This window comes from Actinocrispum sp. NPDC049592 (assembly GCF_040675465.1).
In the GTDB taxonomy this organism is placed as follows: Bacteria; Actinomycetota; Actinomycetes; order Mycobacteriales; family Pseudonocardiaceae; genus Kibdelosporangium.
In genome coordinates this window covers 769667-792184 of record NZ_JBFAPA010000001.1, presented here as the reverse complement: position 1 = coordinate 792184, position 22518 = coordinate 769667, and the positions used below count along the sequence as shown (strand labels likewise).

The window sequence follows — 22518 nt, the reverse complement described above, 5'->3', positions numbered from 1 at the left end:
CCTCGCGAGCCCGGTTCCGCCCAACCCCACCCGCTTGTCCACATCTTCGGCCGCTTTCCTCGCGGACGGCCGCGGCCAAGCAAGCCGTCCTCTCAACTTGCCACTCGCATCGCTGGCTTCTTAACACCTCCGGCTGCTTCCCTTGCGTCGCCTGGGATCGAGCGAGCCCTGTCCACACAACCCGCCACTCACGCCGCCAGCTTGTCCACAGCTGGCGCCGCTTTCCCCTCCGCAGGCTCCATCGCCGATAGACTGGCATTGGGGCCGCCCCCGGGAGGGTGGGGGCATGCCGGGGGGTGCATGCGGCAGTCCGGGCAGCCCTCACACCACCGTTGTTCTTGCTCCGGGAGTGGTGGTGTCAGCGGGTTGAGCGGCGGGCTACCCAGGCGGCTGCTTGGGTTCGGCGTTCCATGCCGAGTTTGGCGAGCACCGAGGTGACGTAGTTCTTCACCGTTTTCTCCGCCAGGAACATGGTTTCGGCGATCTGGCGGTTTGTCAGGCCTTCGCCGATCAGCTCCAGCACCCGCCGTTCGCGGTCCGTGAGGGTGTTCAGTTCGTCGGAGTCGGCGGCTCGGCGCATGCGTTCCAGCACGCGGCCGGTGGTCACCGGGTCGAGCAGGGAGCGGCCGGCGGCGACTTCGTGCACGGCGGTCACCAGGTCCTGGCCGCGGACTTGTTTCAGCAGGTACCCCGACGCGCCCGCCATGATCGCGCCGACCAGGGCCTCCTCGTCGTCGAACGCGGTCAGCACCAGGCACCGGGGTCCGTCGGGCATCGCGCGCAGGGTGCGGCACAGCTCGACGCCGTTGCCGTCCGGCAGCCGCACATCGACGATCGCCACGTCCGGTCTGCTGGCTGTTACCTGCGCGATGGCCTCGCCGACGCTGCCCGCCTCGGCCACCACCTCGATGTCATCCTCGCCGTCCAGCAGGCCGCGCAGCCCACGGCGGACGACCTCGTGATCGTCGACGAGCAGCAACCGGACAGTCATGCCTAGAGCTTACGGAGCCGCACCCGGCCGACGTTGTGTTCGGCGTCCTTGCGCAGCACGAGCGTGGCCCGCGGCCGGGTCGGGAGGATGTTCTGCACGAGGTTGGGCTCGTTGATGGTGGTCCACAGCTGCATCGCCTCGCACCGGGCCTCCTCGTCGGTCAGCGAGGCGTAGTGGTGGAAGTGCGACTCGGGGTTGGCGAACGCGGTGTGCCGCAGGGTCAGGAACCGCTCGACGTACCAGCGGGCGACGTCCTCGGTGTGCGCGTCGACGAAGATCGAGAAGTCGAACAGGTCGGCCACCGCGAGCCGCGGCCCGGGCTGCAGCACGTTCAGGCCCTCGACGATGAGGATGTCCGGTTGCCGGACGATCTGCTCCTCGCCGGGCACGATGTCGTACAGCAGGTGCGAGTAGACCGGCGCGCGCACCTCCGGCGCCCCCGCCTTCACCTCGGAGACGAACCGCAGCAGCGCCCGGCGGTCGTAGCTCTCCGGGAACCCCTTGCGGTGCATGATCCCGCGGCGCAGCAACTCCGCCCGCGGCCACAGGAACCCGTCGGTGGTGACCAGGTCCACCTGCGGGTGGTCCGGCCAGCGCGCGAGCAGTGCCCGCAGCACCCGCGCGGTGGTCGACTTGCCGACCGCGACACTGCCGGCCACGCCGATGATGAACGGCACCTTCTCCTTCTCGCCGAGGAAGGTGGCGGTGGCGTCGCTGAGTCTCTGCCGCGCGGCGACCTGGAGGTTGATCAACCGGGACAGCGGCAGGTAGACCTCGGCGACCTCACTGAGGTCCACCGGGTCGTTCAGACCGCGCAGCCGGGCCAGGTCGCCGGCACTCAGGGGCAGCGGGGTCGACTTGCGGAGTTCTCGCCACTGGTCCCGATGCAGCTCAACGTACGGGGTCAGGTCTCGCACGCGCGCCATCGCGCCCACTCCTCGCCGAGGCAGGGGAAAACAACAGGTCAACGGTAGGTGCTGACTGGCAACCTTGCGCTGTGACGAACTACACGCTGCGTGCCCTTGTCCCCGCCGACCAGGACGTCGTACGCCAACTGGTGACCGAAAGCTGGGGTGCCCCAACGGTTGTCGTTGGACAGGCCCGGGTGGTGGACCCGGGCACGTTGCCAGGCCTGATTGCCGAAGATCACGCTGAGATTGTCGGCTTGCTCACCTATGAGATCACCGGGACTTCGGCGGAGATCGTCACGCTGAACGCCTTCCGCGCCGGCAGCGGCATCGGCAAAGCGTTGATGAAAAGAGCCGAGGAGATCCTCCGCGCCCAGGGCATCAAGCGCATCTTCCTGATGACCACCAACGACAACACCGACGGCCTGCGCTTCTACCAACGCCTCGGCTACCGGCTCAAAGAACTGCGCGTGAACGCCATAGCCGAGTCCCGCAAGGTCAAACCCGAGATCCCGCTGACCGGCGAGCACGGCATCCCGATCCGTGACGAACTCGAACTGGAACTAACCCTCTGAGATGGCCCCGTCCACGGTCAGCCCGTACTTGAGCAACTGCTCAGCCTGCGGCAGGACACCGAGGTAAGCCAGCTCGGCCAGCTGACGCCCACAGTGCCGGTCGCCGCGAGCGGTGCGGTCACGCAGTTCGGCGAACTGCATGCGCTCGGCGAGCAGCTCCGCGCCGAGCACCCCGATACCCCGCTGGGCCTCGGCGAACTCCCGCATCAGGTCCAGCGCTTCAGCGCAACGGCCCGCCTTCCGCAACTCGATGACGAGGAACTGCTGCGCCAGCCCGTTGCCGGTACGCGCGAGCCGCCGCAACTGATCCAGTTTGCCCAGATCCGCGAGTTTCTCGACGAACCACGACCGCGACGAAGGCCTGGCGTCCCGCAGCATGCTCAGCACCTGCGCCCAGTCACCCTGGTCGGCCAGCAGATCCAGCAGCTGCTCCTCGGCCGTGGCATGAAGCCAATGCTCCCCGGACTCACCCGGCGCGATCAGCTTGCGCAGCATTCGTTCTGCCTCGTCGGTCCGGCCATGGGCACGCATCGACCGGATGAGGGACTGGAACAACGTGGTGCTGCCGTCGCCCTCGCCCGGACCCTGCCGGTTCACGACCATGTCGACGACGCGGCTGGTCTCGCCGTGCGCCACCAGCGACTCCACCACCCGCTCGCTCGGCAGGTAGTTCAGGCCCTCGAGTGTCCTGGCGTCGTACAGCCGCATCGCCTCGGTCACCGCACCGCTCGCGAGCAGCGCGGCCATCAGTGGCTCGAATGTCTCGGCGGGGTACAGCGCGCTCAGCTCGCGCAACCGGTCGAGCCGGCCGCTACCCGCGAGCCGCTCGGCGAGCCACCGGGTCCGCCAGTCGTACTCACAACCACGGACGAAAGCCAGCGCCTCTGCCCACTGGCCGGTGTCGGCGAGATGGTCGGCCAGCTGTTCCGCCGCTTTCGAGTCGCCCGTTCCGGCGCGCTCCCGCAGTTCGTCGATCCGCTGGTGCGCGGCCAGGACTCTGGCCAGCTTCATGCGGATGACCTCCGATTTGGCCAGGTGGCGAAGCGCCTGCAGAGCCTGTTCGGTGGCGCCATGGTCGAGGAACATGTCGACGACGTCGACGTCCGGGGGATAGGACTGGCTTCGTTCGACTGCGCTCAGGTAGAGCCGCAGAGCGTCGTCCGGGCGGTCCTTCGCCAGCAGCAGCCGGACCATCGTCTCGCGGCCGTGGTACAGGAAACCCGGGTCCTCCTCCTCGATGGCGATCGCCGCGTCGAGGCGCCCGTACTCGACCAGCAACTGCGCCACCAGCCTGCGCTGGTCCCCCGAAACTCGCTGCAGCAACACGTCTGCATACCGGTAGAGCAGCCGCGGATAGGCGACGTTCAGCAGCCGGACAAGGTCGTTGCCGTTTGTGGCGTGTGCGGTGAGCGCTTCCCACAGCGACTCCGGCGCGGGGAGCCGTTGCCGGGTGACCTGGCCGTGCTGGTCGAGGTAATCGTGCAGGTCGTAGCCATCGGGCGGTCCCACGCCTGACTGCAGCCGCCGCCCGGTCAACGCCGTGATCCCGTACACCGGGTCCTTCGCGGCCTGCGCCAAGCCCTGGGTGAACCAGTCCGGCGGTGGGTCCGTGCGGTCCTCGTCGCTGAGATACCCAGAGGCCGCGTCCGCCAGCAAAGCCAAGGGGAGCAGGGAGCGGAAGCCGAGGCGGCGGGCGTCAATCGCCGCGCTGATGATCGCGGCGGCGTAGCGGTCCGTCGGGCGGTCGGGGTGTTCGTAGCGTTCGACCAGGGCGGGGCCGCCGGCGAGGGTCTGGATGACGTGACCATCTTTGGCGATCGCCGCGGCGGCCAGGCGGGGGTCGATGTCCTCGTTGCCGCGGACTTGAGAGAGTTGTTCAGGAGTGAAGCGTTCGGCCACGCGCACCCGTTTAACGCTGTGCTGTAGTAGCGCGCGGGTGTGGGGGTTCTCGACCGTGGTGAGGTCGGCCCAGTACTGCGGCCACAGTGTGCCCAGTACGACGATCGGGCCCGGTACGGAGCCGTCCAGGACCGCCCGTAGCCATGCGGCCACCGCGTCGCCGCTGGGGCCGGACAGGTGGTTCTGGGTCTCGTTGAGCCACAGCACGGTCCGGGGCTTGATGCGCTCGTGCTGGATCAGGCCGAGCAGGGTGTCCGAGGTTCGGGGGTAGAGCAGCGGCCAGTCGCTGAGCAGCTCGCGCACGGCCTCGTAGAGGGCGCGAGTCTTGCCCGTCGAGGAACCGCCGGTCAGGACCACCAGGAGACTTCGCTGGGGATCGGCGATCAGCTGGGCGAGTACGTCGTCGTGGTCGCGGCGGAGGTAGCCGGGCAGTTCTGGCAGCTGGGCGTCGGCCGGTGTGCTGATGGCTCGGTGGACGTCGAGGTCGAACGGGTTCCACTCGCCGATCGGCCGGGCCACGACAGCCGGGTCGGGCCGCATTGGTGCCTGGTGGACGTGCATGACCCCGGCCTGCAGGACACTGCGGGCCACACCGGACATCTCATTGCGGATCCGGTCGGTCACCGGGTGGCGAACACCTCGTCCCAGGCGGCCATCACCTGGCGGGCGCACGTCTCGGGCGCGACGCCGCCGGTGCCGGTGCCCAGCCCGGGTAAGCCGATCGACCGGACGACCTCGCGGATCAGCACGCCCTCGTCGAGTAAGCCGGACTGCCATAACCGGAACACGCCGCGCGCCGCGAGGTAGGGGTGCACGGTGTCGTGGGGGAGTGACTCGCCGGGCCGGCGCATGGTCGGCGCGCTGATCAGCCAGGCAGGCATCGGCACACCGGTGGGCACGATCAGGGCCTCGCCGACGGGCAGCTCACCGCCGTGGAACGCCAGCACGCCACTGCGCACGGTCTGCTCGACGTTCGGGAACACCTCGGCGTAGAGCGCGTCGATCCCGCCGCGCATCCAGCCGAACGAGTTCGCCGGGCTGACCACGGCCTGCACCTGAACATCGAGCACGGACCCGTGGTGCACCCGTATCCCGGAACGCCCCTCCGCCGCCGCCTCCCACGCCCGCGCCAGGGGTTGTTCAACCGCGCACAGCACCAACTCCAGCGGATACGTGCCCGACACGCTTGTCGTACTGGCCTCCGATTCGGCGGTCACAGTCCCAGCATGTCAGGCCCGGCGCGGGACGAAAACCACCATCAGGGGTCAACCACCTACCCCGTATTGTGGTCCAGTGACACGTATCGCCTACTTCGGACCGCAGGGCACGTTCACCGAGCAGGCTGCCCGGACCTTCGGGGAGGCCGAGTTCATCTCGGTCGAGACGGTGCCCCAGGTGCTGGCCGCGGTCCGGGCGGGTGAGGCCGACTACGGCTGTGTGCCGGTGGAGAACTCCGTGGGCGGCGCGGTCACCGCCACGATGGACGCGCTGGCCGAGGACTCGCCGTTGATCGCGATCGGCGAGGTGATCCTGCCGGTGCGGTTCTCGATCCTGGTCCGGCCGGGCACCCAGGCCGAGGACATCAAGACCATCGCCTCGTTCCCGCACGGCCTGACGCAGGTGCGGCAGTGGACGGCCGAGAACCTGCCGAACGCACGCGAGGTCGTCACCACGTCGACGGCTGCCGCGGCCGCCCAGGTGTACGACGGGGAGTACGACGCTGCTGTGTCCGCGCCAGTGGCTGCTTTGCACTACCCGCTGGAGGAGTTCGCTACCGACGTCGCGGATGTACGCAACGCCGTCACCCGGTTCCTGCTGTTGAGCCAGCCCGCCGCGTTGCCCGCGCCGACCGGGTCGGACCGGACGTCGCTGGCCGTGGTGATCGCCCACGACGAACCGGGTTCGCTGGCGAGCACACTGTCCGAGCTGGCGTTGCGGGGGATCAACCTCACCCGGATCGAGTCGCGGCCGTTGCGCGGGCTGTACGGCGAATACCGGTTCTACCTGGACTTCGACGGGCATGTCGCCGAGCAGCGGGTCGCCGACGCGCTGGCCGCCCTGCACCGCAGCAGCCGCCAGGTGCGGTTCCTCGGGTCCTATCCGAAGGCGGACGGGTCGCCGTCCGAGCCGATGCCGAAGAACTCGGACGACGACTACGCGGCCGCCCGCGCCTGGGTGACCCGGATCCAGGAGGGCCGATGAGCACGCTGCAGCTGCTGCTCGTCCGGCACGGCCAGACCCCGTCGAACCTCGCCCGCGCGCTGGACTCCAAGCCGCCGGGCGCGCCGCTGACCGAGGAGGGCCACTCCCAGGCGGCCGCTTTCGCCGCCAGGATCGCCACCTCACCGGTGGTCGCCGTGTACGCGAGCACCGCCATCCGCGCCCAGCAGACCGCCGAGCACATCGCCTCGACTCACGGGCTGGACGTGCAGGTCATCCAGGGTGTGCAGGAGGTCTTCGTCGGCGACCTCGAAGGCAAGACCACCGAGGAAGCGCTGAAGACGTTCATCGAGGTCTACGACAAGTGGACGCAGGACGACCTCACCGCGTGCATGCCCGGCGGGGAAAGCGGCCAGGAGGTCCAGGCCCGCTACCTGGCCGCCGTCGAGGCGATCAAGGCCAAGCACCCCGACGGCCTGGTCGTGCTGGTCAGCCACGGTGGCGCCATCCGGCTCGCCGCGGAATGGCTCGCGGCGAACGTCGACGGCCGGGTCGCCAAGATCGGCATCCTGCCCAACACGGGTCACGTGCTGCTGGAGGCCAACGGCGATGGCTGGCAGTGCCTGGAGTGGACCGGCCTCGAGCTGATGCACGACTAGTGGCCCTCTCGAATACCCGATAACTGGCACTTTCGGAAGTCCACATCGGCGTTCAGGCTGGTGGCATGCTGGTTCACCCGTGGGATGCCGCAGTACCCGCCGAGTGGCTGAAGTGGCTGCCGGACTTCGGCCAGCTCATCGCGACCGGCCGCGACCGGGACTACCCGGTGGTGACACCGGCGCACTTCGTCCTCGACGGCGACCGCACCATCTGGCTGCACCTCGCGCGCCCCAACCCGATCTGGGCGGCGTTCGACGAGAACCCGCGCGCACTGCTGTCAGTGGTAGGGGACTACACGTACATCCCGTCGGACTGGAACACCCTCGACGACCCCGCGCTGGGCGTGCCGACCTCGTACTACGCGACCGTGCAGTTCGAGTGCGAGGTGACCGTGATCGACGATCCGGCGGCGAAGGCCGAACTGCTCAACCGCCAGCTGAACCACTTCGAGCCAGACGGCGGCCGCACGCCGCTCGACGCGGAGGATCGCCTGCTCAAGGGCATCCGCGGGATCGAATTGTCGATCATCAACGTCCGGGCGAAGTTCAAGTACGGCGGCAACAAGACGGTCGAGCACCGGGTGGTGATCGGCGAGCGCCTGGCCGGCCGGGACGGCCCGATGGACCAGGCCGCCGCCCGCCATCTTGGTGAACGTCTGACGCAACCTCAGTAGGTTTCGGTACGTCCTCACAGTGGGCATCCAGACGATGACACTGGAGGCGAACGCCATGAACGTTCCACTCACCCGGATCCTGGCGGCGGGCAGCCTGGTCCTGCTGGCGGCATGCAGTCAGACCACGCCGAACGCCGGCCCCTCGGTCCCCGACATCACCACGTCGTCGCCCTCCGCGTCCGCACCGCTGCCGGAGACGCCGAGCGACACACCGGCACAGTCGCCCACGTCGGAGGCGGCCGGAGCTCCCGCGCCGCCGCCCCAGCAGGCCACCGGCGGCGTCGGCGAGTGCAAAGCGGCCGACCTCAGCCTGAGCCTCGGCCAGGGCGACGCGGCGGCCGGCACCGTGTACCGGCCGATCATCTTCAGCAACAAGAGCGGCCGGACCTGCACCATGCAGGGCTTCCCGGGCGTTTCGTACGTGACCGGCGACGACGGCCACCAGGTCGGTCCGGCGGCCGAGCGCGTCGGCGCCAAGGGCCCGGTGATCACGCTGGCGCCGAACGGCCGCGCCCAGGCACCGGTCGGGTTCGTGCAGGTGCGCAACTTCGACACCAACGTGTGCCGGCCGACCGAGACGCGGGGCCTGCGGATCTACCCACCGCACGACACCGCGTCGATGTTCCTGCCGCTGCCGGGAACGGGCTGTGCGGGCAACCCGCCCGGGCAGCAGCTCAGCGTGAAGACGATGGAGAAGATCTAGAGAACCTGGTCGGTGGGCCGGACGAGCACTTCGTTGATGGCGACGTGGTCCGGCTGCGTCACGGCCCACACGACCGCGCCGGCGATGTCCGGCGCCTGCAGCTGACGCATCTGCCCGGCCCGAGCCTCGGCGTTCGCTTTGGCCTCCTGGTCGGTGATGTGGGTGCGCAGCTCGGTGGCGACCATCCCGGGTTCGATCAGGATGACCCGCACGTTGCGGGCGGTCACCTCCTGGCGCAGCGCCTCGCTGAACGCGCCGACCGCGAACTTCGAGGCGTTGTAGGCGCCGGAGCCGAGGCGCGCGACCCGGCCGGCCACCGACGAGATGTTCACGATCGAGCCGCCGCCGGCGAGCAGATGGGGCAGTGCCGCATGCGTCATGAACATGAGCCCCAGCACGTTCGTGTTGATCATGCGCGTCCAGTCGGTGGTGTCCGCGCCCTCGATCTTGCCGAGCAGCATCAGCCCGGCGTTGTTGACAAGGACATCCAGTCCGCCGAACTGGTCGACGGTCTGCTGGACCGCTGACCGGCACGCGTCCTCGTCGGTCACGTCCAGCGCGACGCTCAGCACCTTGGTGCCCTGAGCTGCGAGTTTCTCCTCTAGTGCGGCCAGCCGGTCGACGCGGCGGGCGGCGATCACGACGTTCGCGCCGGCCGCGGCCAGCGCCTCGGCGGTTGCCTCGCCGATCCCCGACGAAGCCCCCGTGACCAGAGCGACCTTCCCCTGCAAAGTCATGCCCTCTATCAGACACCCTGCGGCAGGCCCCGGGTCAAATCGGACGTATTGTGAGCCGCCCGATAACGATGAACTTTTCGCGGTCTGGGGCGTCATGTTAAGTGGGGAATCGAAGCAGCCGAGAATGCGCGAGGAACGATGACTGAACGGAACAAAATGCTCCTAACGGGCGCGATCCTGGTCGGCGTCCTGTTCGCGGGGGCATGCAGCTCAACGGACTCGCCGCCGGCCGCTGGGGACGGCTCGACGGGTGGCTCAGCTGGTAGTTCTTCGGCCGCGCCGCCGCCGGTCAAGATCGACGTGACGCCGGCCGGGGACAACATCTCGCCGACCAATCCGGTCGTGGTGAAGGCCACCGGCGGGAAGCTCGATTCGGTCACCGTCACGAACTCGGCCAAGGGCTCGAAAGTAAAGGGTTCCTATTCCGATGACAAAACTTCCTGGACGTCGAGTGAGCCGCTCGCATATGGCTCCTCCTATGCCGTCCAGGTCTCGGCGGTCACCGACGACGGTAAGAAGGCCGACCAGAACGTCACGGTGAAGACCCTGGCGCCCAAGGCCACCGCGTTCCCCTCGTTCATCCCCGCGCCCAGTGTCACCGAGGTCGGCGTCGGCCAGCCGCTCGTGGTGAAGTTCGACAAGGACATCACCGACAAGGCCGCCGCCGAGAAGGCGCTGAAGGTCACCGCGACCCCCGACCAGCCCGGCGGCTGGTACTGGATCAGCAAGCGCGAGGTGCACTACCGGCCCAAGGTGTACTGGCAGGCCGGTACCACGATCAAGCTGCACGCCGGTGTGTACGGCATCGACCTCGGCGGCGGGGTCTACGGGCAGACCGACCGCGACCTCAACCTGAAGGTGCACGACTCCTGGGTGGCCAAGGCGGACGGCAACACCGAGCAGATGCAGATCTTCCAGAACGGCACCATGGTCAAGACGATGCCGATCAGCATGGGCAAGGACGCCACCCCGACGCACCTGGGCGCGCACGTCATCTCCGACAAGCAGCGCGACTACACCATGGACTCCTGCACGTACGGCGTCTGCCCGCCGAACCCGAAGGCCTACCGGTCGCTCGAGCACTTCGCCATGCGCATGTCCAACGACGGCGAGTTCGTCCACGAGAACCCGAACAGCGTTGGCGCGCAAGGAAGTTCGAACGTCTCGCACGGCTGCATCAACCTCAACGCGGCGAACGCCTCCTGGTTCTTCGACCACTTCAACCTCGGCGACGTCGTCGAGGTGACCAACTCCGGCGGCCCGCAGCTGCCGGTCTGGGACACCTACGGCGACTGGGCGCTGGATTGGGCCACTTGGCAGGCCGGTTCCGCGCTGAAGTAAGTACCGTGGAGGCGTGCGGAAAGCCTTCCTGACCGGGGTCTCGGTGCTGCTGGTGGCGGCGTGCTCGACGACATCGCCACCCGCACAGCAACAGGCCCCGGTCGTGGCATCTCCGGAGGCCGTCATCGGCCAGACCGTGGTGCCCGGAAAGCCCGCCCCCCAGGGCAACATCGTCCCGGACGTGGTCGGCAAGAACCACCAGGAGGCCCAGGACCTGTTGCAGGCAGCCGGTTTCTACAACCTCGGCGAGCAGGACGCGACCGGCCAGGGCCGAAGGCTCCTGCTCGACCGCAACTGGGTCGTCGTCGACCAGATCCCCAAGGGCGGCACGGTCCTGCTCACCAAGGAGCGAATCACCCTCCGCTCCAAGAAGTACGACGACAAGTAGCTCAGTTCATCAGGCCCGTGCGCCAGGCCCAGGCGGCGACCTCGACGCGGTTGCGGGCGTCGATTTTCGCTTGGACGGCGGCGAGATGGGTCTTCACCGTCGACAGGGACATGTAGAGCTCGTTGCCGATCTCGGTGTTGGTCAGGCCGCGGGCGACTGAGCGCACGACGTCCTGTTCCCGCTCGGTCAGCGCGACATCCGTTGACACCGAAGACCTCGCGGGCTGGGAGAAGTGCTGCAGCAGGCGGACGGTGATCTGCGGGGAGATCAGGGCGTCGCCGCGGACGGCTGCGCGCACAGCTTCGAGCAACAGCGCGGGGCCGGCGTCCTTGAGCAGGAACCCGCTGGCGCCGTTGGCCAACGCGGTGTGCACGTACTCGTCGAGGTCGAACGTGGTCACCACGACGACCTTCAGGGGGTCGGTGACGCCGGGGCCCGCGAGGACCTTGGTCACCTCGAGGCCGTCCATCCCGGGCATCCGGATGTCCAGCAGGCACACGTCGGGGCGCAGCTCCCGGGCTCGCTGCACGGCCGACAGCCCGTCGGCGACGTCGGCGACCACCTCGATGTCCTCCTGGGTCTCCAGGATCATCCGGAACCCGGCCCGGACCATCTCCTGATCGTCGGCGATCAGCACCCGGATCGTCACTCGCCCTCTTTTCCTAGTGGTAGCCAGGCCTCGACGCGCCAGCCGGCCGGCTCGGCCGGGCCGGCGGTGAACCGGCCGCCGAGCAGCTCCACGCGTTCGCGCATGCCGACCAGACCGTATCCGCCCGACCCGCCAACCGGGTCGGCGCGCCTGGCCACGCCGTCGTCGCTGACCCTGACGTACAGCTCGTCCACCCGCAGGGTGACCTGGACCTGCACGTTCCGCGCGCCCAGCGCGTGCTTGCCGACGTTGGTCAGCGACTCCTGCACCAGCCGAAGCACCGACCGGCCGACCTCGTGCGGCACCTGCTCCGGGAAGCTCAGGTCAAGCGTGACCGGCGGCCCGCCGAAGTGCTCGACGACGGTGTGCAGGTCGGCCGCGAGGTCGGTGGTGGCCTGCTCGGTGGCCGCGGACGCGCCCACCGGTTTCTGGCTGCCGCGCATGCTGGCCACCAGGAACCGCATGGCCTTCAACGCCTCCACGCCGCTGACCTCGATCTTCGCCAGCGCGCCGACCGCGACCTGCGGATCCCGCCCGGCCACCAGCTGGGCCGCCTGGGCCTGCACCACGATGCCGGTCACGTGGTGGGCCACGACGTCGTGCAGCTCGCGGGCGAGCGCCATCCGCTCGGACTGCTGGGCGCCGGTGACCGCCACGCTGATGGTCTGGGCGCGTTCCCGGTCGCGGGACCGGAAGTACAGGCCGGTGGCCACCGAGACGACGAACAACAGGCCCAGCCACACGCCGAAGCTGGACCACCGCTCCTTGCCGGCGAACTCGGAGCGCAGCTGCAGGGCGATCAGCGACGACGTGGACAGCGCGAGCGTGCTGAGGATGGCCGGCCAGCGCGGGCCCCAGCGGGTCACGAACGCGATCAGCGCCATGGTCGCGGCGACCTCGCTGAGCACGATCGGCTCGCCTACCCGGCCGACCGAAACAACGCTCTCGGCCACCCACAACGCCAGCGGCGCCAACGCGATCCCGGCGGTCGCGGTCAGTGCCAGGGGGACCGGGGCGCGCGGCGCGAAGAACGCGCAGATCCCGGCGAAAACCGCGCCGCCCATGGCCAAGACATGCGTTGTCGACGTCTCGATCACCCCGACGTCGAGGAACAGCAGGATCGCGAGTGCCGCCGCCAGCGGCCATTGCCGCCGGACCAGCGAACCCAGCTCGGTCACCGTGTGCCGCTCGGTCGTCCCGCGCAGGTAGACCCCGATCACCACCGCGCCGACCAGCAGCAACAGCCCGATCTGCAGGGAACGGAACATCGAGAACGAGCCGAACCGGCCGGTCCGCCCGAAGGTCGCCACCAACCCGGCCACCACCAGCAGCGCGGTGCACGGGATCGAGATCAGCGGCTTGCACCGCCAGATGACCAGCACCACCAGCGTGACCCCGGCGGCCATCTCGGACAGCAGCAGGTCGTTGATGCCCAGCGAGCGCGGCACCGAGTCGCTGAACCGCACGAACGCGGTCGACATCAGCATGGTCAGCCCACCGGCCACCGCCCCCTCGGCGGGCTGCCTGGTGCCCAGCATCGCGCACGCCACCATCAGCGCCCCGCCCGGCAACGCCCCCAACGCTCCCAGCCCGGCACCCACCGCCAGCAGGACGTCGATCAGGAAGGACCCAGCGAGCAGGGCTAGCAGCCAGCGGTTGTTCGCTGGCACGAGAGGTGGCGCCGTCACGGCCTAGAGCTTGGCACCCCTAGGGGCGATCCGCCTCGGTCAACCGGTGCGGGCGGGTCGGCCGATCGGCCATCCACGGGTCTGTGAGCAGGGCCGATCGGTGTCGCCCGCCGACTCTTCGGCCGATTCGGCGACACCGTTTCCCGGGCGATGCTGGTGGCACGTTCGAAACAGCGTTGGAAACAGAGGAGACCGAGATGTTCGCACTGGTGATGACCTGGATCGGGATCGCTGTCGCGACCACCTTGCTGCTGCTGATGGCGCTCGGCCCGGTGATCGTCGAGCTGGACGGCTGGCTGGCGCAGCGCCGCCGGGACCGCCGCCGGACCCAGGTGCAGGCCAGGGTCGCGCGCAAGCAGGCCACCCCCACCGTGGTCGCCCGTCCGGCCACCATGTAGTCACTGGGGTATGAGCTTCGATGAGCTGACCGAGCGGTTGCGGGCGTTTCGCCAGGCCCGCGACTGGGAGCAGTACCACACGCCGAAGAACCTGGTCATGGCCTTGTCCGGGGAGACCGGTGAGCTCATCTCGCTGTTCCAGTGGCTGACCCCGGACGAGTCCACGCAGGTGATGGCCGATCCGGAGCAGGCCGGGAAGGTGAAGGACGAGCTGGCGGACGTCCTGCTCTACCTCGTGCAGCTGGCCGACACCCTCGGGGTGGACCTGGCCAAGGAGGCGCACGCCAAGATCGACCGCAACGAGCACCGCTTCCCACCGGTCGCCGGAAATTCCCGGTAGAAAGGCGGTGGGGGTGGGAGCCCCCGCAGGGGCCGGTTATAAAACTGTCGAGGCCGCGCGTCGCTGATCGACGTGGGGGTGTGGCCGGCCACGAGGGCCGGTCTGACGACAGGGAGTATGCGATGCGGTTCCTTCTGATGCACCGGCTGGACGAGAGCGCCCCCGAGGCGTGGAACCCCAGCAAGGAGTTCATCGAGTCGATGGGTGCGTTCATCCAGGACTCGATCGACAAGGGCATCCTGATCACCGCCGAGGGCGTGCACCCGTCGGCGAAGGGCGCGCGGGTGCGCAAGACCCGCGGCGCCGCCATCAAGGCCACCGACGGCCCGTTCACCGAGGCCAAAGAGGTCATCGGCGGGTTCGCACTCATCAACGCCAAGGACAAGGCCGACGCCGTGGCGTTCGCCGAGCGCTATGCCGCCCTGTTCGACGAGATCGAGGTCGAGGTGCGCCAGGTCGTCGAGTTCGAGGACATCGAGGCCCTCAACGGCTGACCGCGACGACCTTCCGCAGCCGGGTGAGCGCCCGGTGCTGCGCCACCCGGATGGCCCCCGGGGTCGAGCCCATCACGTCCGCGACCTCCTCCGCGGACAGCCCGACCACCAGGCGCAGCACCAGGATCTCGTGCTGGCGCGGCGAGAGCACCTTGCGCAGCAGGTTCTCGATCCGACTGGTCAGCTCGAACTGCAGGGCGTGCTGCTCGGGCGTCGCCTCCTGCGAGGCCACGTCCGGGATCTCCGGCACGGGCAGCGCGGCGGCGATCCGGGCCGCGTTGCGCCGGGCGTCGGCGACCTTGTGGCCGGCGATGCCGTAGACGAACGCCAGGAACGGGCGGCCCTGGTTGCGGTAGGTCGGCAGCGCGCGGAACAGCGCGAGCAGGACCTCCTGGGCCACGTCGTCCACCGCGATCGCGGTGCGGTGACCGCCGATCCGGGACTGGCAGTAGCGCAGCACCAACGGCCGCACATAGGACAACAGCCATTCTGTGGCGGCCGTGTCCCCCGACACGGCCGCCTCCACCACGGCGTTCAGCACGATCTCATCCACGGGCTCCCCAAGCCGTGTCTGAGCAGTGTCCGGCCGTTCCGCCAACGCACTAACGGACATTCGTGCCTCCTCGCCGCGGGCCTCCCCGTGAGGACAGGAGTCAGCGGCGAACCGCCAGATACGCGAAGTCAGCAGGAAATCTGCTGCGTAGCCGGTCAGTTACGGAATCGTTCTGTGGGCCATCCCTCGAGCCGGTAGGCGCTGTCCCAGAACAGCCACTCGTACTCGCTCGCCCGGGAGAAGGCCGCGAACATCCGCTCCTGTGTATCGCTCCCGACGGTCTCCGCGGCACGGTCCACGGCTTGGCGGCAGTTCGCCACCGCCGCCCCGAAACTCTCGTCGGCGTACGTGTCGATCCACGCCTGGTACGGGTTGTCGCTGGTCTGGCGCTTGAGGATGTCGGTGCCCACGTGGTGGTAGACCCAGAAACACGGCAGCAGGGCCGCGATGAGCTCGGCGTACGAACCGGTCTGCGCGACCGCGAGCAGATACGACGTGTACGCCAGGCAGGTCGGCGAGGTCTCCACGTCGACGATCCCGTACCCCTCGTGCAGCTGGCGTTCGACCGCGATGGCCTCGTGCGCGGCGTTCGCGAAGAAAACCACCTCGTCGTGGTCGTCCGCGCGGGTGGCGGCGACCGCCAACGCCCGGCTGAACCCGACGAGGTAGCGCGCGTCCTGCGCGATGTAGAACTGGAACCGGTCCCGGGACAGTGAACCGCCGGCCAGCTCGGTGTTGAACGGCAGCTCGAGAATGGCCTGCTGCAGCCGCTCGGTCCGTTTCCATGCCTGCTCGGAGAATCCGGTCACGCGCGCGATGGTCGCACGCCGAATATCGCTCGTGCCAGGACTTTGGCGGGCTCTAGCCTGGTCGGCGTGAACGCAACCGTGATCCGCGGCAAGAACGTGGACATCCGACTCTGGACCCGGCCCGAACAGGTCGAGGAGCAGGCCATGCGCCAGCTGCACAACATCTCCGCGCTGCCATGGGCCTTCAAGCACGTGGCCGTGATGCCGGACGTGCACTACGGCAAGGGCGCCACAGTCGGGTCCGTGATCGCCATGCGGGACGCGGTTTCGCCCGCCGCGGTCGGCGTTGACATCGGCTGCGGCATGGCGGCCGTGCGGACCTCGTTGACCGCCAACGACCTTCCGGACGACCTCGGCCGGATGCGCTCGGCGATCGAGGCGTCCGTCCCGGTCGGGTTCGGGATGCACAAGGCGACCGCGTTCGACGACCGGGACGCCTCGGACTGGGACGCGTTCTGGCGCGGCTTCGACTCACTGGCGGAGGCGGCCAAGCTGGAGATCACCCGTGCCCTGCACCAGATGGGCACCCTCGGCGGCGGTAACCACTTCATCGAGGTCTGCCTGGACACCACCGGCCAGGTCTGGGTGATGCTCCACTCCGGATCGCGCGGTATCGGCAACATCCTCGCGCAGCACCACATTTCGGTGGCCCGGGGCCTGGCGCACAACGAGGAGCTGCCGGACCGCGACCTGGCGGTGTTCCTGGCGAACACCCCGGAGATGGCGGCTTACCGGCACGACCTGTTCTGGGCGCAGGACTACGCGCGACGCAACCGTGCGGTGATGCTGCGCCTGGTCTGCTCGGTGCTGCGCGCGCAGTTCCCCCAGGTGACCTTCGAGGACCCGATCTCGTGCCACCACAACTACGTGGCGGAGGAGACCCACTTCGGTGCGGACGTGATGGTGACCCGGAAGGGCGCTATCCGTGCCGGGGTCGGGGATCTCGGGATCATTCCGGGGTCGATGGGCACCGGGTCGTACATCGTGCGGGGACTGGGAAACCCGGACTCGTTCGAGTCGGCTTCGCACGGCGCGGGACGGCGGATGTCGCGGACCAAGGCGCGCAAGCAGTTCAGTGCGCGGGATCTGGCCGAGCAGACTCGCGGCGTCGAGTGCCGGAAGGACTCGGGTGTGGTGGACGAGATTCCCGCGGCGTACAAGGACATCGACGAGGTGATCCGGAACCAGTCGGATCTCGTTGAGATCGTGGCGAAGTTGAAGCAGGTGGTCTGTGTCAAGGGGTGATTGCTGAGAGGGCTCGAGCTTGTGTGCGCCGCCACCCCGCACAAAATCGCGCCCGAGCCCGACCAGGTTCATCCCCATTTCGAGGTGCCCGGGTGTTGGGGGGTGTCCACTTAGGACGGGTGGTTGTGCTACCCGTTCGTGCTAACCCTTGGTGCTGGTGCTGGTCCTCGTGGCGGTGCTCAGCCCCAGCCGAGGTCGTGGAGGCGGGCGTCGTCGATGCCGAAGTGGTGGGCGATCTCGTGCACGACGGTGATGGCGACTTCCTCGATGACGTCTTCCTCGGTGTCGCAGATCGAGAGGATCGGCTCGCGGTAGATGCTGATGCGATCGGGGAGCACGCCGCCGTAGTTGGAGGTGCGCTCGGTGAGGGCGATGCCCTGGTAGAGGCCGAGGATGGAGGGGGACTCGGGGTTGAACTCCTCGACGAGGACCACGACGTTGCTCATCGCCTTGGCGAACTGGGGCGGGATCAGGTCGAGGGCGTCGCTGACCAGGTCCTCGAACCGTTGCCGGGACATCTCGACGGGCATGGTGGGGTCAGCCGCCGCTGCCGGACTGGCTGGGTTGCTGGCCGCCGCCGGAGTCGTTGCCGCTGTTGGGTTGCTGGCTCGGCTGGTCGTTGGCTGGGGGCTGCACCGCGGAGGAGTCGACGGGGGCGGCCTTGATGCTGCCGGTCACCAGGGCCAGGCCGGAGCCGTCCTCGAGGGTGGCGCCGACCTTGCACACCGCCTGGTGTGAACCGGCGTCCCAGCTCTCCTGCTTGCGGGTGTCCCAGGTGAGGGTCAGCTTCTTCTCCTGGAGGTTCGCGTTGCCCGAGTAGGTGGCGACCTGTTTGGTGCACTGGTCGAGCATGGCGGCCTGTTGCTGTTCCTCGCTGGGGAAACCGCCTTGGGTGAAGACCTTGCCGAGGTCGACGACGCCGACGATCTCGTAGGCGTGCCCGTTGGTGCAGGGGACGGGGTCGCCGACTGTCTTGCCCACCAGTGCGAGGCAGGTGCCCGGGTCGTAGATGTCCGACTGGTCCTGCTTCACCGCGGTGCCGGTGGTCGGGACCAATGTCTTGCCGGTCAGGCCCGCGCGCTGCAGGCCGCAGCGGAGCTTGCGGTCGCCGGAGCGCCACTGGTCGTCCGACGGTTTGAGGGCGCCGACGCTGAACTTCCCGAAGGGGTCGAGTTTGCCGCCCAGATAGTCGGCGGCGCTCTTGGCGCACTTCTGCTTCGCGATGTCCCGCCACGCGTCGAGGCTCAAGGGGGCCTCGTCCTTGCCGTGTTCGCCGGAAATGTCCACGTCCCCGGTGACCTCGAACAAGTGGGGCTGGTCACATCCGATCGGCCGCATGTCGGCGCCGTCGGGCTTCCAGGTCAGGCAGCTGCCGGCCGGCGCGTCGAAGGCCTTCTGCAGGTTCTCGGCCGCCTCGTCGCCCGCGTTCGCGGTCACCCGGACCGGCCAGGAGAAGACCATGCTCAGGGTCAGCACCACGAGCGCACCCACGAACGCACCGCCCATCACCAGGCGGGTGCTCAAGGTCCGGTCGTTTGAACGAAACCGTGCGGCGCTCTTCGACATCTATTCCATCATGCCGTACTCCGCAGGGGTGAATCATCGGTGTGTTGCGATCAGGACACCACACAGCGGGTTTCACACCGGCGTATGTACTGTCCGCAGAGGGAGGGCCTGCGATGACTGACAGGAACGACGAGACCGACCCGGCCAAGGACGCCGACGAGCCGGAGCGGCAGCCGGCCGAGCCGGTGGAGCCCGACACCGAGCAGCCCCGGCGTGGCAGCGTCCGCTACCAGGACGCCGAGACGACGACCCCGCGCGAGCCGACGCTGGCCGAGAAGCGGGCCATGCGGCGCGCGATGGAGGAGGAAGAGCAGCGCGAGAGCGCCGAGGTCGCGGAGGTCGAGCGCAAGTCGCTGCGCCGCCGCCGGACCATGATCGGCGCCGGGGTCACCGTGGGTGTGGTGGCCACGGTCGCGCTCTGGTACTCGGCCGCGGCCGGTGGCGGTGAGGTCACCGCGAGCTGTGTCGACGACAGCAGCACTCTGTCCTCCGACGAGAACATCTGCACCGACGACTACGTCTACAGCCACGGTGGCTACAGCAGCGGCGGGTTCTACTACATCCCCCTCGGTGGCGGTGGCTACCGGCAGTACCACTACAACTACGGCGGCACGGTCACGCCCGGGACGAACCGGGTGACCGGCGGGACGACGACCGCGCCCAGCAGCCGGACGACCGTCAAGACGTCCAAGGGCACGACCATCCAGCGCGGCGGCTTCGGTGTGAGCGGCGGCGGCAAGAGTGGGGGAAGCTGAGTTGCACCGGGAGTCCTCGCAGCCGCGGCGGGACTGGCAGAACAAGATCGCCGAGCAGGGCCTGGTCTTCGGCTCGCCCGCCCGTGACGGGGCCGGTAACAGCCGTCCGTACTGGGACGAGTCGGTGCACTACGTGTTCAGCCTCGACGAGATCCTGTCCCTCGAAGCGGACGTCGAACTGCTGCACTCGATGTGCCTCGAGGCCGTCGACACGGTGGTGACCGCCGAGCGGTACAAGGAGTTCGGCATCCCCGAGTGGGCATGGCCGCACATCGCCGAGTCGTGGCGGCGCAACGACCCGCACGTGTACGGCCGGTTCGACCTGCGCTACGACGGCTCTGGCCCGGCGAAGCTGCTGGAGTACAACGCCGACACGCCGACCTCGCTGCTGGAGGCCGCGGTCGTGCAGTGGTTCTGGAAGACCGACGTCTTCCCGGACGACGACCAGTGGAACTCCCTGCACGAGAAGCTGGTCGAGCGCTGGCGTGAGATCGGCGACAAGCTGCCGTCCAACGAGCTGCACTTCACCTGGTCGACCGCGGACCCGAGCGGCGAGGACCACGTCACCACGGCGTACCTGCAGGAGACCGCGGCCGAGGCCGGGCTGGACACGATCGGCCTGGCCATCGAGGAGATCGGCTGGCACCCGCTGCTCAAGCGGTTCGTCGACCTCGAAGAGGCGCCGATGAACACGATCATCAAGCTCTACCCGTGGGAGTGGGTGATCGACGAGGAGTTCGGCAAGCGGGCGGTGGAGAGCCTGCCGCAGACGCTGTGGATCGAGCCGCTGTGGAAGATGCTGCTGTCCAACAAGGCGCTGCTGGCCATCCTCTGGGAGATGTACCCGGGCCACCCGAACCTGCTGCCGGCCTTCCTCGACCAGCCGGGCCTGCTCACCGAGTACGTCCGCAAGCCCCGGCTGGGCCGGGAGGGCGCGAACATCCAGATCGTGGCGCCCGGCTACGAGACCCAGACCGGTGGCGTCTACGGCCACGAGGGGTACGTCTACCAGGCGTTCGACCCGCTGCCCGAGTTCGACGGGTTCCGCCCGGCACTGGGCGCGTGGATCGTCGGCGACTCCGCGGCCGGGCTGGGCATCCGGGAGACCGCAGGTCTCGTTACGGACGACGGTGCGGCGTTTGTCCCCCATCGCATCCCGGAATCGTGATAATTCACCCGAAGACCGCGCAGTCCACTTAGGCCGGAGGGACCAATGCTCAATCTTGCTCTCGATCCCGACTTCGGGTCGCAGCTCGGCAAGGGGATCGGCGCGATCGCGCTGTACGCGATCGTCGGCCTGGTGCTGATCCTGCTCGGCTTCTACGCCATCGACTGGACCACCCCGGGCAAGCTGTCCGAGCTGGTGCGCACCGGCAAGCCGAACGCCGTGGTGGTCACCTCCGCCGGGCTGGTGAGCATGGCGTTCATCATCGTGGTGGCCATCGTCAGCTCGGCGACGGACCTGACCGCGGGCCTGATCACGTCGCTGGTCTACGGCCTGATCGGCATCGTCGTGCAGGTGGTGGCGGTGCGGATCGTGGAGTGGGCGACCCGGATCGACATCGGCACGATGATCCAGAGCGAGAAGTACTCGCCGGCCAGCACCGTGGTCGCCGCGGCACACCTCGCCCTCGGCCTGATCGTGGCCGTTGCCATCAGCTAAACCCCATCGAGCCCCTGCACCTTGCCGTACTAGAGTTTTCGTGTGATTGACCTACGGATACTGCGCGACGACCCGGAGGCGGTGCGCGCGTCCCAGCGCGCCCGCGGCGAGGACGAGGGGCTGGTCGACCAGCTGCTGTCCGCCGACGAGCGCCGGCGCGGTTCCGTGTCCCGGGCGGACGCCCTGCGCGCCGAGCAGAAGCAGTTCGGCCGCCAGGTGGGCAAGGCCAAGGGCGAGGAGCGGGACGCCCTGCTGGCCAAGGGCAAGGAGCTGGCCGCGGAGGTGAAGGCGGCCGAGGCCGAGCAGGCCGAGGCCGAGCAGGCCGTCGCGACCCTGCACCGGGCCATCCCGAACCTGGTCAACACCGCGGTCCCGGCCGGCGGTGAGCAGGACTACGCCGTGCTCAAGCACGTCGGCGAGCCGCGGAAGTTCGACTTCGAGCCCGCCGACCACCTCGACCTGATGACCAAGCTGGGTGCGGTCGACATGGAGCGCGGCGCCAAGGTGTCGGGCTCGCGGTTCTACTTCCTCACCGGCGTCGGCGCGCAGCTGCAGCTGGCCCTGCTGAACCTGGCCGTGCAGCAGGCGGTGGCCAACGGGTTCCAGGTGATGATCACGCCCGCGCTGGTCCGCCCGGAGATCATGGGCGGCACCGGGTTCCTCGGCGCGCACGCCTCCGAGGTGTACAAGCTGGCCGACGATGATCTTTATCTGGTCGGCACGTCGGAGGTGCCGCTCGCCGGGTTCCACGCCGACGAGATCCTGGACCTGTCGACCGGCCCCCGCCGGTACGCGGGCTGGTCGTCGTGCTTCCGGCGCGAGGCGGGCTCGTACGGCAAGGACACCCGCGGCATCATCCGGGTGCACCAGTTCGACAAGGTCGAGATGTTCTCCTACTGCAAGCCCGCCGAGGCCGACGCCGAGCACGAGCGGCTGCTGGGGTGGGAGGAGCAGATGCTGGCCAAGATCGACGTGCCGTACCGGGTGATCGACACCGCCGCGGGCGACCTGGGCACCAGCGCGTCGCGGAAGTTCGACTGCGAGGCCTGGTTCCCCTCGCAGAACGCCTACCGCGAGCTGACCTCCACCTCGAACTGCACCACGTTCCAGGCCCGCCGCCTGGGCGTCCGGTACCGCGACGAGGACGGCAAACCGCAGACCGCCGCCACCCTCAACGGCACCCTGGCCACCACCCGGTGGATCGTCGCCATCATGGAGAACCACCAGCAGCCCGACGGTTCCGTCGTGGTCCCGGAGGCCTTGCGCCCCGGCCTCGGCGGCATCGAGGTCCTCGAACCCAAGTAAGCGAAAGGGCAGGCCGGC

General features: G+C 68.8%; 26 protein-coding genes. 15 read left to right on the top strand and 11 right to left on the bottom strand.

Annotation, left to right across the window (positions count from 1 at the left end):
* Window positions 1–358: 358 nt before the first annotated feature.
* Both AB0J95_RS03780 and coaA read right to left on the bottom strand, forming a co-directional pair.
* On the bottom strand, window positions 359–991 hold the full coding sequence (locus tag AB0J95_RS03780) for a response regulator transcription factor (protein WP_364751824.1): 633 nt from the start codon (window positions 989–991) through the stop codon (window positions 359–361).
* A 2-nt stretch (window positions 992–993) separates the two neighbouring features.
* Window positions 994–1917 carry a type I pantothenate kinase gene (coaA, locus tag AB0J95_RS03775; RefSeq protein WP_364751822.1) on the bottom strand — a complete coding sequence of 308 codons (924 nt, stop codon included), beginning with the start codon at window positions 1915–1917 and terminating at the stop codon, window positions 994–996.
* Window positions 1918–1988: 71 nt separating this feature from the next.
* Between coaA and AB0J95_RS03770 the strand changes: the two genes are divergently transcribed.
* Window positions 1989–2474: a GNAT family N-acetyltransferase gene (locus tag AB0J95_RS03770; RefSeq protein ID WP_364751820.1), complete on the top strand. Its 486-nt coding sequence runs from the start codon at window positions 1989–1991 to the stop codon at window positions 2472–2474.
* On the opposite strand, the gene AB0J95_RS03765 is transcribed toward AB0J95_RS03770, so the two are convergent.
* Window positions 2463–4997 (bottom strand): hypothetical protein, encoded by a 2535-nt coding sequence (locus AB0J95_RS03765; RefSeq protein WP_364751817.1) that lies wholly within the window; start codon window positions 4995–4997, stop codon window positions 2463–2465. The genes AB0J95_RS03770 and AB0J95_RS03765 overlap by 12 nt on opposite strands.
* On the bottom strand, window positions 4994–5590 hold the full coding sequence (locus AB0J95_RS03760) for a macro domain-containing protein (protein WP_364751814.1): 597 nt from the start codon (window positions 5588–5590) through the stop codon (window positions 4994–4996). The genes AB0J95_RS03765 and AB0J95_RS03760 overlap by 4 nt, the downstream gene beginning before the upstream one ends.
* A gap of 76 nt (window positions 5591–5666) precedes the next feature.
* Between AB0J95_RS03760 and pheA the strand changes: the two genes are divergently transcribed.
* The 4 genes from pheA to AB0J95_RS03740 all read left to right on the top strand — a co-directional run bounded on the left by pheA (window position 5667) and on the right by AB0J95_RS03740 (window position 8569).
* Window positions 5667–6575: a prephenate dehydratase gene (gene pheA / locus AB0J95_RS03755; protein WP_364751812.1), complete on the top strand. Its 909-nt coding sequence runs from the start codon at window positions 5667–5669 to the stop codon at window positions 6573–6575.
* A gap of 5 nt (window positions 6576–6580) precedes the next feature.
* On the top strand, window positions 6581–7192 hold the full coding sequence (locus AB0J95_RS03750; protein WP_364753452.1) for a histidine phosphatase family protein: 612 nt from the start codon (window positions 6581–6583) through the stop codon (window positions 7190–7192).
* A 65-nt stretch (window positions 7193–7257) separates the two neighbouring features.
* Window positions 7258–7866 (top strand): FMN-binding negative transcriptional regulator, encoded by a 609-nt coding sequence (locus AB0J95_RS03745; RefSeq protein ID WP_364751809.1) that lies wholly within the window; start codon window positions 7258–7260, stop codon window positions 7864–7866.
* A gap of 55 nt (window positions 7867–7921) precedes the next feature.
* On the top strand, window positions 7922–8569 hold the full coding sequence (locus AB0J95_RS03740; RefSeq protein WP_364751806.1) for a DUF4232 domain-containing protein: 648 nt from the start codon (window positions 7922–7924) through the stop codon (window positions 8567–8569).
* On the opposite strand, the gene AB0J95_RS03735 is transcribed toward AB0J95_RS03740, so the two are convergent.
* Entirely contained in the window at window positions 8566–9306 is a 741-nt protein-coding gene (locus tag AB0J95_RS03735) for an SDR family NAD(P)-dependent oxidoreductase (RefSeq protein ID WP_364751803.1), read from the bottom strand. The genes AB0J95_RS03740 and AB0J95_RS03735 overlap by 4 nt on opposite strands.
* Window positions 9307–9444: 138 nt before the next feature.
* Here AB0J95_RS03735 and AB0J95_RS03730 point away from each other — a divergent pair, with 138 nt between their 5' ends.
* Window positions 9445–10647, top strand: a complete 1203-nt coding sequence (locus AB0J95_RS03730; RefSeq protein ID WP_364751800.1) for an Ig-like domain-containing protein — start codon at window positions 9445–9447, stop codon at window positions 10645–10647.
* A gap of 13 nt (window positions 10648–10660) precedes the next feature.
* On the top strand, window positions 10661–11035 hold the full coding sequence (locus AB0J95_RS03725) for a PASTA domain-containing protein (protein WP_364751797.1): 375 nt from the start codon (window positions 10661–10663) through the stop codon (window positions 11033–11035).
* A gap of 1 nt (window position 11036) precedes the next feature.
* On the opposite strand, the gene AB0J95_RS03720 is transcribed toward AB0J95_RS03725, so the two are convergent.
* Both AB0J95_RS03720 and AB0J95_RS03715 read right to left on the bottom strand, forming a co-directional pair.
* Complete coding sequence (locus AB0J95_RS03720; RefSeq protein ID WP_364751794.1) at window positions 11037–11684, bottom strand: response regulator transcription factor; 648 nt, start codon at window positions 11682–11684, stop codon at window positions 11037–11039.
* Window positions 11681–13372 carry a histidine kinase gene (locus AB0J95_RS03715; protein ID WP_364751791.1) on the bottom strand — a complete coding sequence of 564 codons (1692 nt, stop codon included), beginning with the start codon at window positions 13370–13372 and terminating at the stop codon, window positions 11681–11683. The genes AB0J95_RS03720 and AB0J95_RS03715 overlap by 4 nt, the downstream gene beginning before the upstream one ends.
* A 197-nt stretch (window positions 13373–13569) precedes the next feature.
* On the opposite strand from AB0J95_RS03715, the gene AB0J95_RS03710 reads away from it, so the two are divergent.
* From AB0J95_RS03710 to AB0J95_RS03700, 3 genes are all read left to right on the top strand, one after another.
* Entirely contained in the window at window positions 13570–13770 is a 201-nt protein-coding gene (locus AB0J95_RS03710; RefSeq protein WP_364751788.1) for a hypothetical protein, read from the top strand.
* 10 nt (window positions 13771–13780) lie between these two features.
* Window positions 13781–14110 (top strand): nucleotide pyrophosphohydrolase, encoded by a 330-nt coding sequence (locus tag AB0J95_RS03705; protein ID WP_364751785.1) that lies wholly within the window; start codon window positions 13781–13783, stop codon window positions 14108–14110.
* 122 nt (window positions 14111–14232) lie between these two features.
* Entirely contained in the window at window positions 14233–14604 is a 372-nt protein-coding gene (locus AB0J95_RS03700) for a YciI family protein (RefSeq protein WP_364751783.1), read from the top strand.
* Here the strand turns inward: AB0J95_RS03700 and shbA are convergent.
* Window positions 14594–15157 carry an RNA polymerase sigma factor ShbA gene (gene shbA, locus AB0J95_RS03695; RefSeq protein ID WP_364751781.1) on the bottom strand — a complete coding sequence of 188 codons (564 nt, stop codon included), beginning with the start codon at window positions 15155–15157 and terminating at the stop codon, window positions 14594–14596. The two genes, AB0J95_RS03700 and shbA, sit on opposite strands and share 11 nt — an antisense overlap.
* A gap of 155 nt (window positions 15158–15312) precedes the next feature.
* A complete protein-coding gene (gene tenA, locus AB0J95_RS03690; RefSeq protein WP_364751778.1) occupies window positions 15313–15966 on the bottom strand; it encodes a thiaminase II in 654 nt (217 codons plus the stop codon).
* Between the two features lie 66 nt (window positions 15967–16032).
* Between tenA and AB0J95_RS03685 the strand changes: the two genes are divergently transcribed.
* Window positions 16033–17211, top strand: coding sequence for an RtcB family protein (locus AB0J95_RS03685; protein ID WP_364751776.1), 1179 nt, complete (start codon window positions 16033–16035; stop codon window positions 17209–17211).
* 179 nt (window positions 17212–17390) lie between these two features.
* Here the strand turns inward: AB0J95_RS03685 and AB0J95_RS03680 are convergent, their stop codons facing one another.
* Together AB0J95_RS03680 and AB0J95_RS03675 are read right to left on the bottom strand one after the other, a co-directional pair.
* A complete protein-coding gene (locus tag AB0J95_RS03680; RefSeq protein ID WP_364751773.1) occupies window positions 17391–17741 on the bottom strand; it encodes a metallopeptidase family protein in 351 nt (116 codons plus the stop codon).
* A 7-nt stretch (window positions 17742–17748) separates the two neighbouring features.
* On the bottom strand, window positions 17749–18735 hold the full coding sequence (locus tag AB0J95_RS03675) for a septum formation family protein (RefSeq protein ID WP_364751771.1): 987 nt from the start codon (window positions 18733–18735) through the stop codon (window positions 17749–17751).
* Between the two features lie 155 nt (window positions 18736–18890).
* On the opposite strand from AB0J95_RS03675, the gene AB0J95_RS03670 reads away from it, so the two are divergent.
* From AB0J95_RS03670 to serS, 4 genes are read left to right on the top strand one after another with little or no spacing between them, the layout of a single operon-like run.
* Window positions 18891–19532: a hypothetical protein gene (locus AB0J95_RS03670; RefSeq protein WP_364751769.1), complete on the top strand. Its 642-nt coding sequence runs from the start codon at window positions 18891–18893 to the stop codon at window positions 19530–19532.
* Window position 19533: 1 nt separating this feature from the next.
* Window positions 19534–20700, top strand: a complete 1167-nt coding sequence (locus AB0J95_RS03665) for a glutathionylspermidine synthase family protein (protein ID WP_364753449.1) — start codon at window positions 19534–19536, stop codon at window positions 20698–20700.
* Window positions 20701–20745: 45 nt separating this feature from the next.
* A complete protein-coding gene (locus AB0J95_RS03660) occupies window positions 20746–21195 on the top strand; it encodes a DUF350 domain-containing protein (protein WP_364751766.1) in 450 nt (149 codons plus the stop codon).
* 42 nt (window positions 21196–21237) lie between these two features.
* Window positions 21238–22500, top strand: a complete 1263-nt coding sequence (gene serS, locus AB0J95_RS03655; RefSeq protein WP_364751763.1) for a serine--tRNA ligase — start codon at window positions 21238–21240, stop codon at window positions 22498–22500.
* Window positions 22501–22518 lie beyond the last annotated feature (18 nt).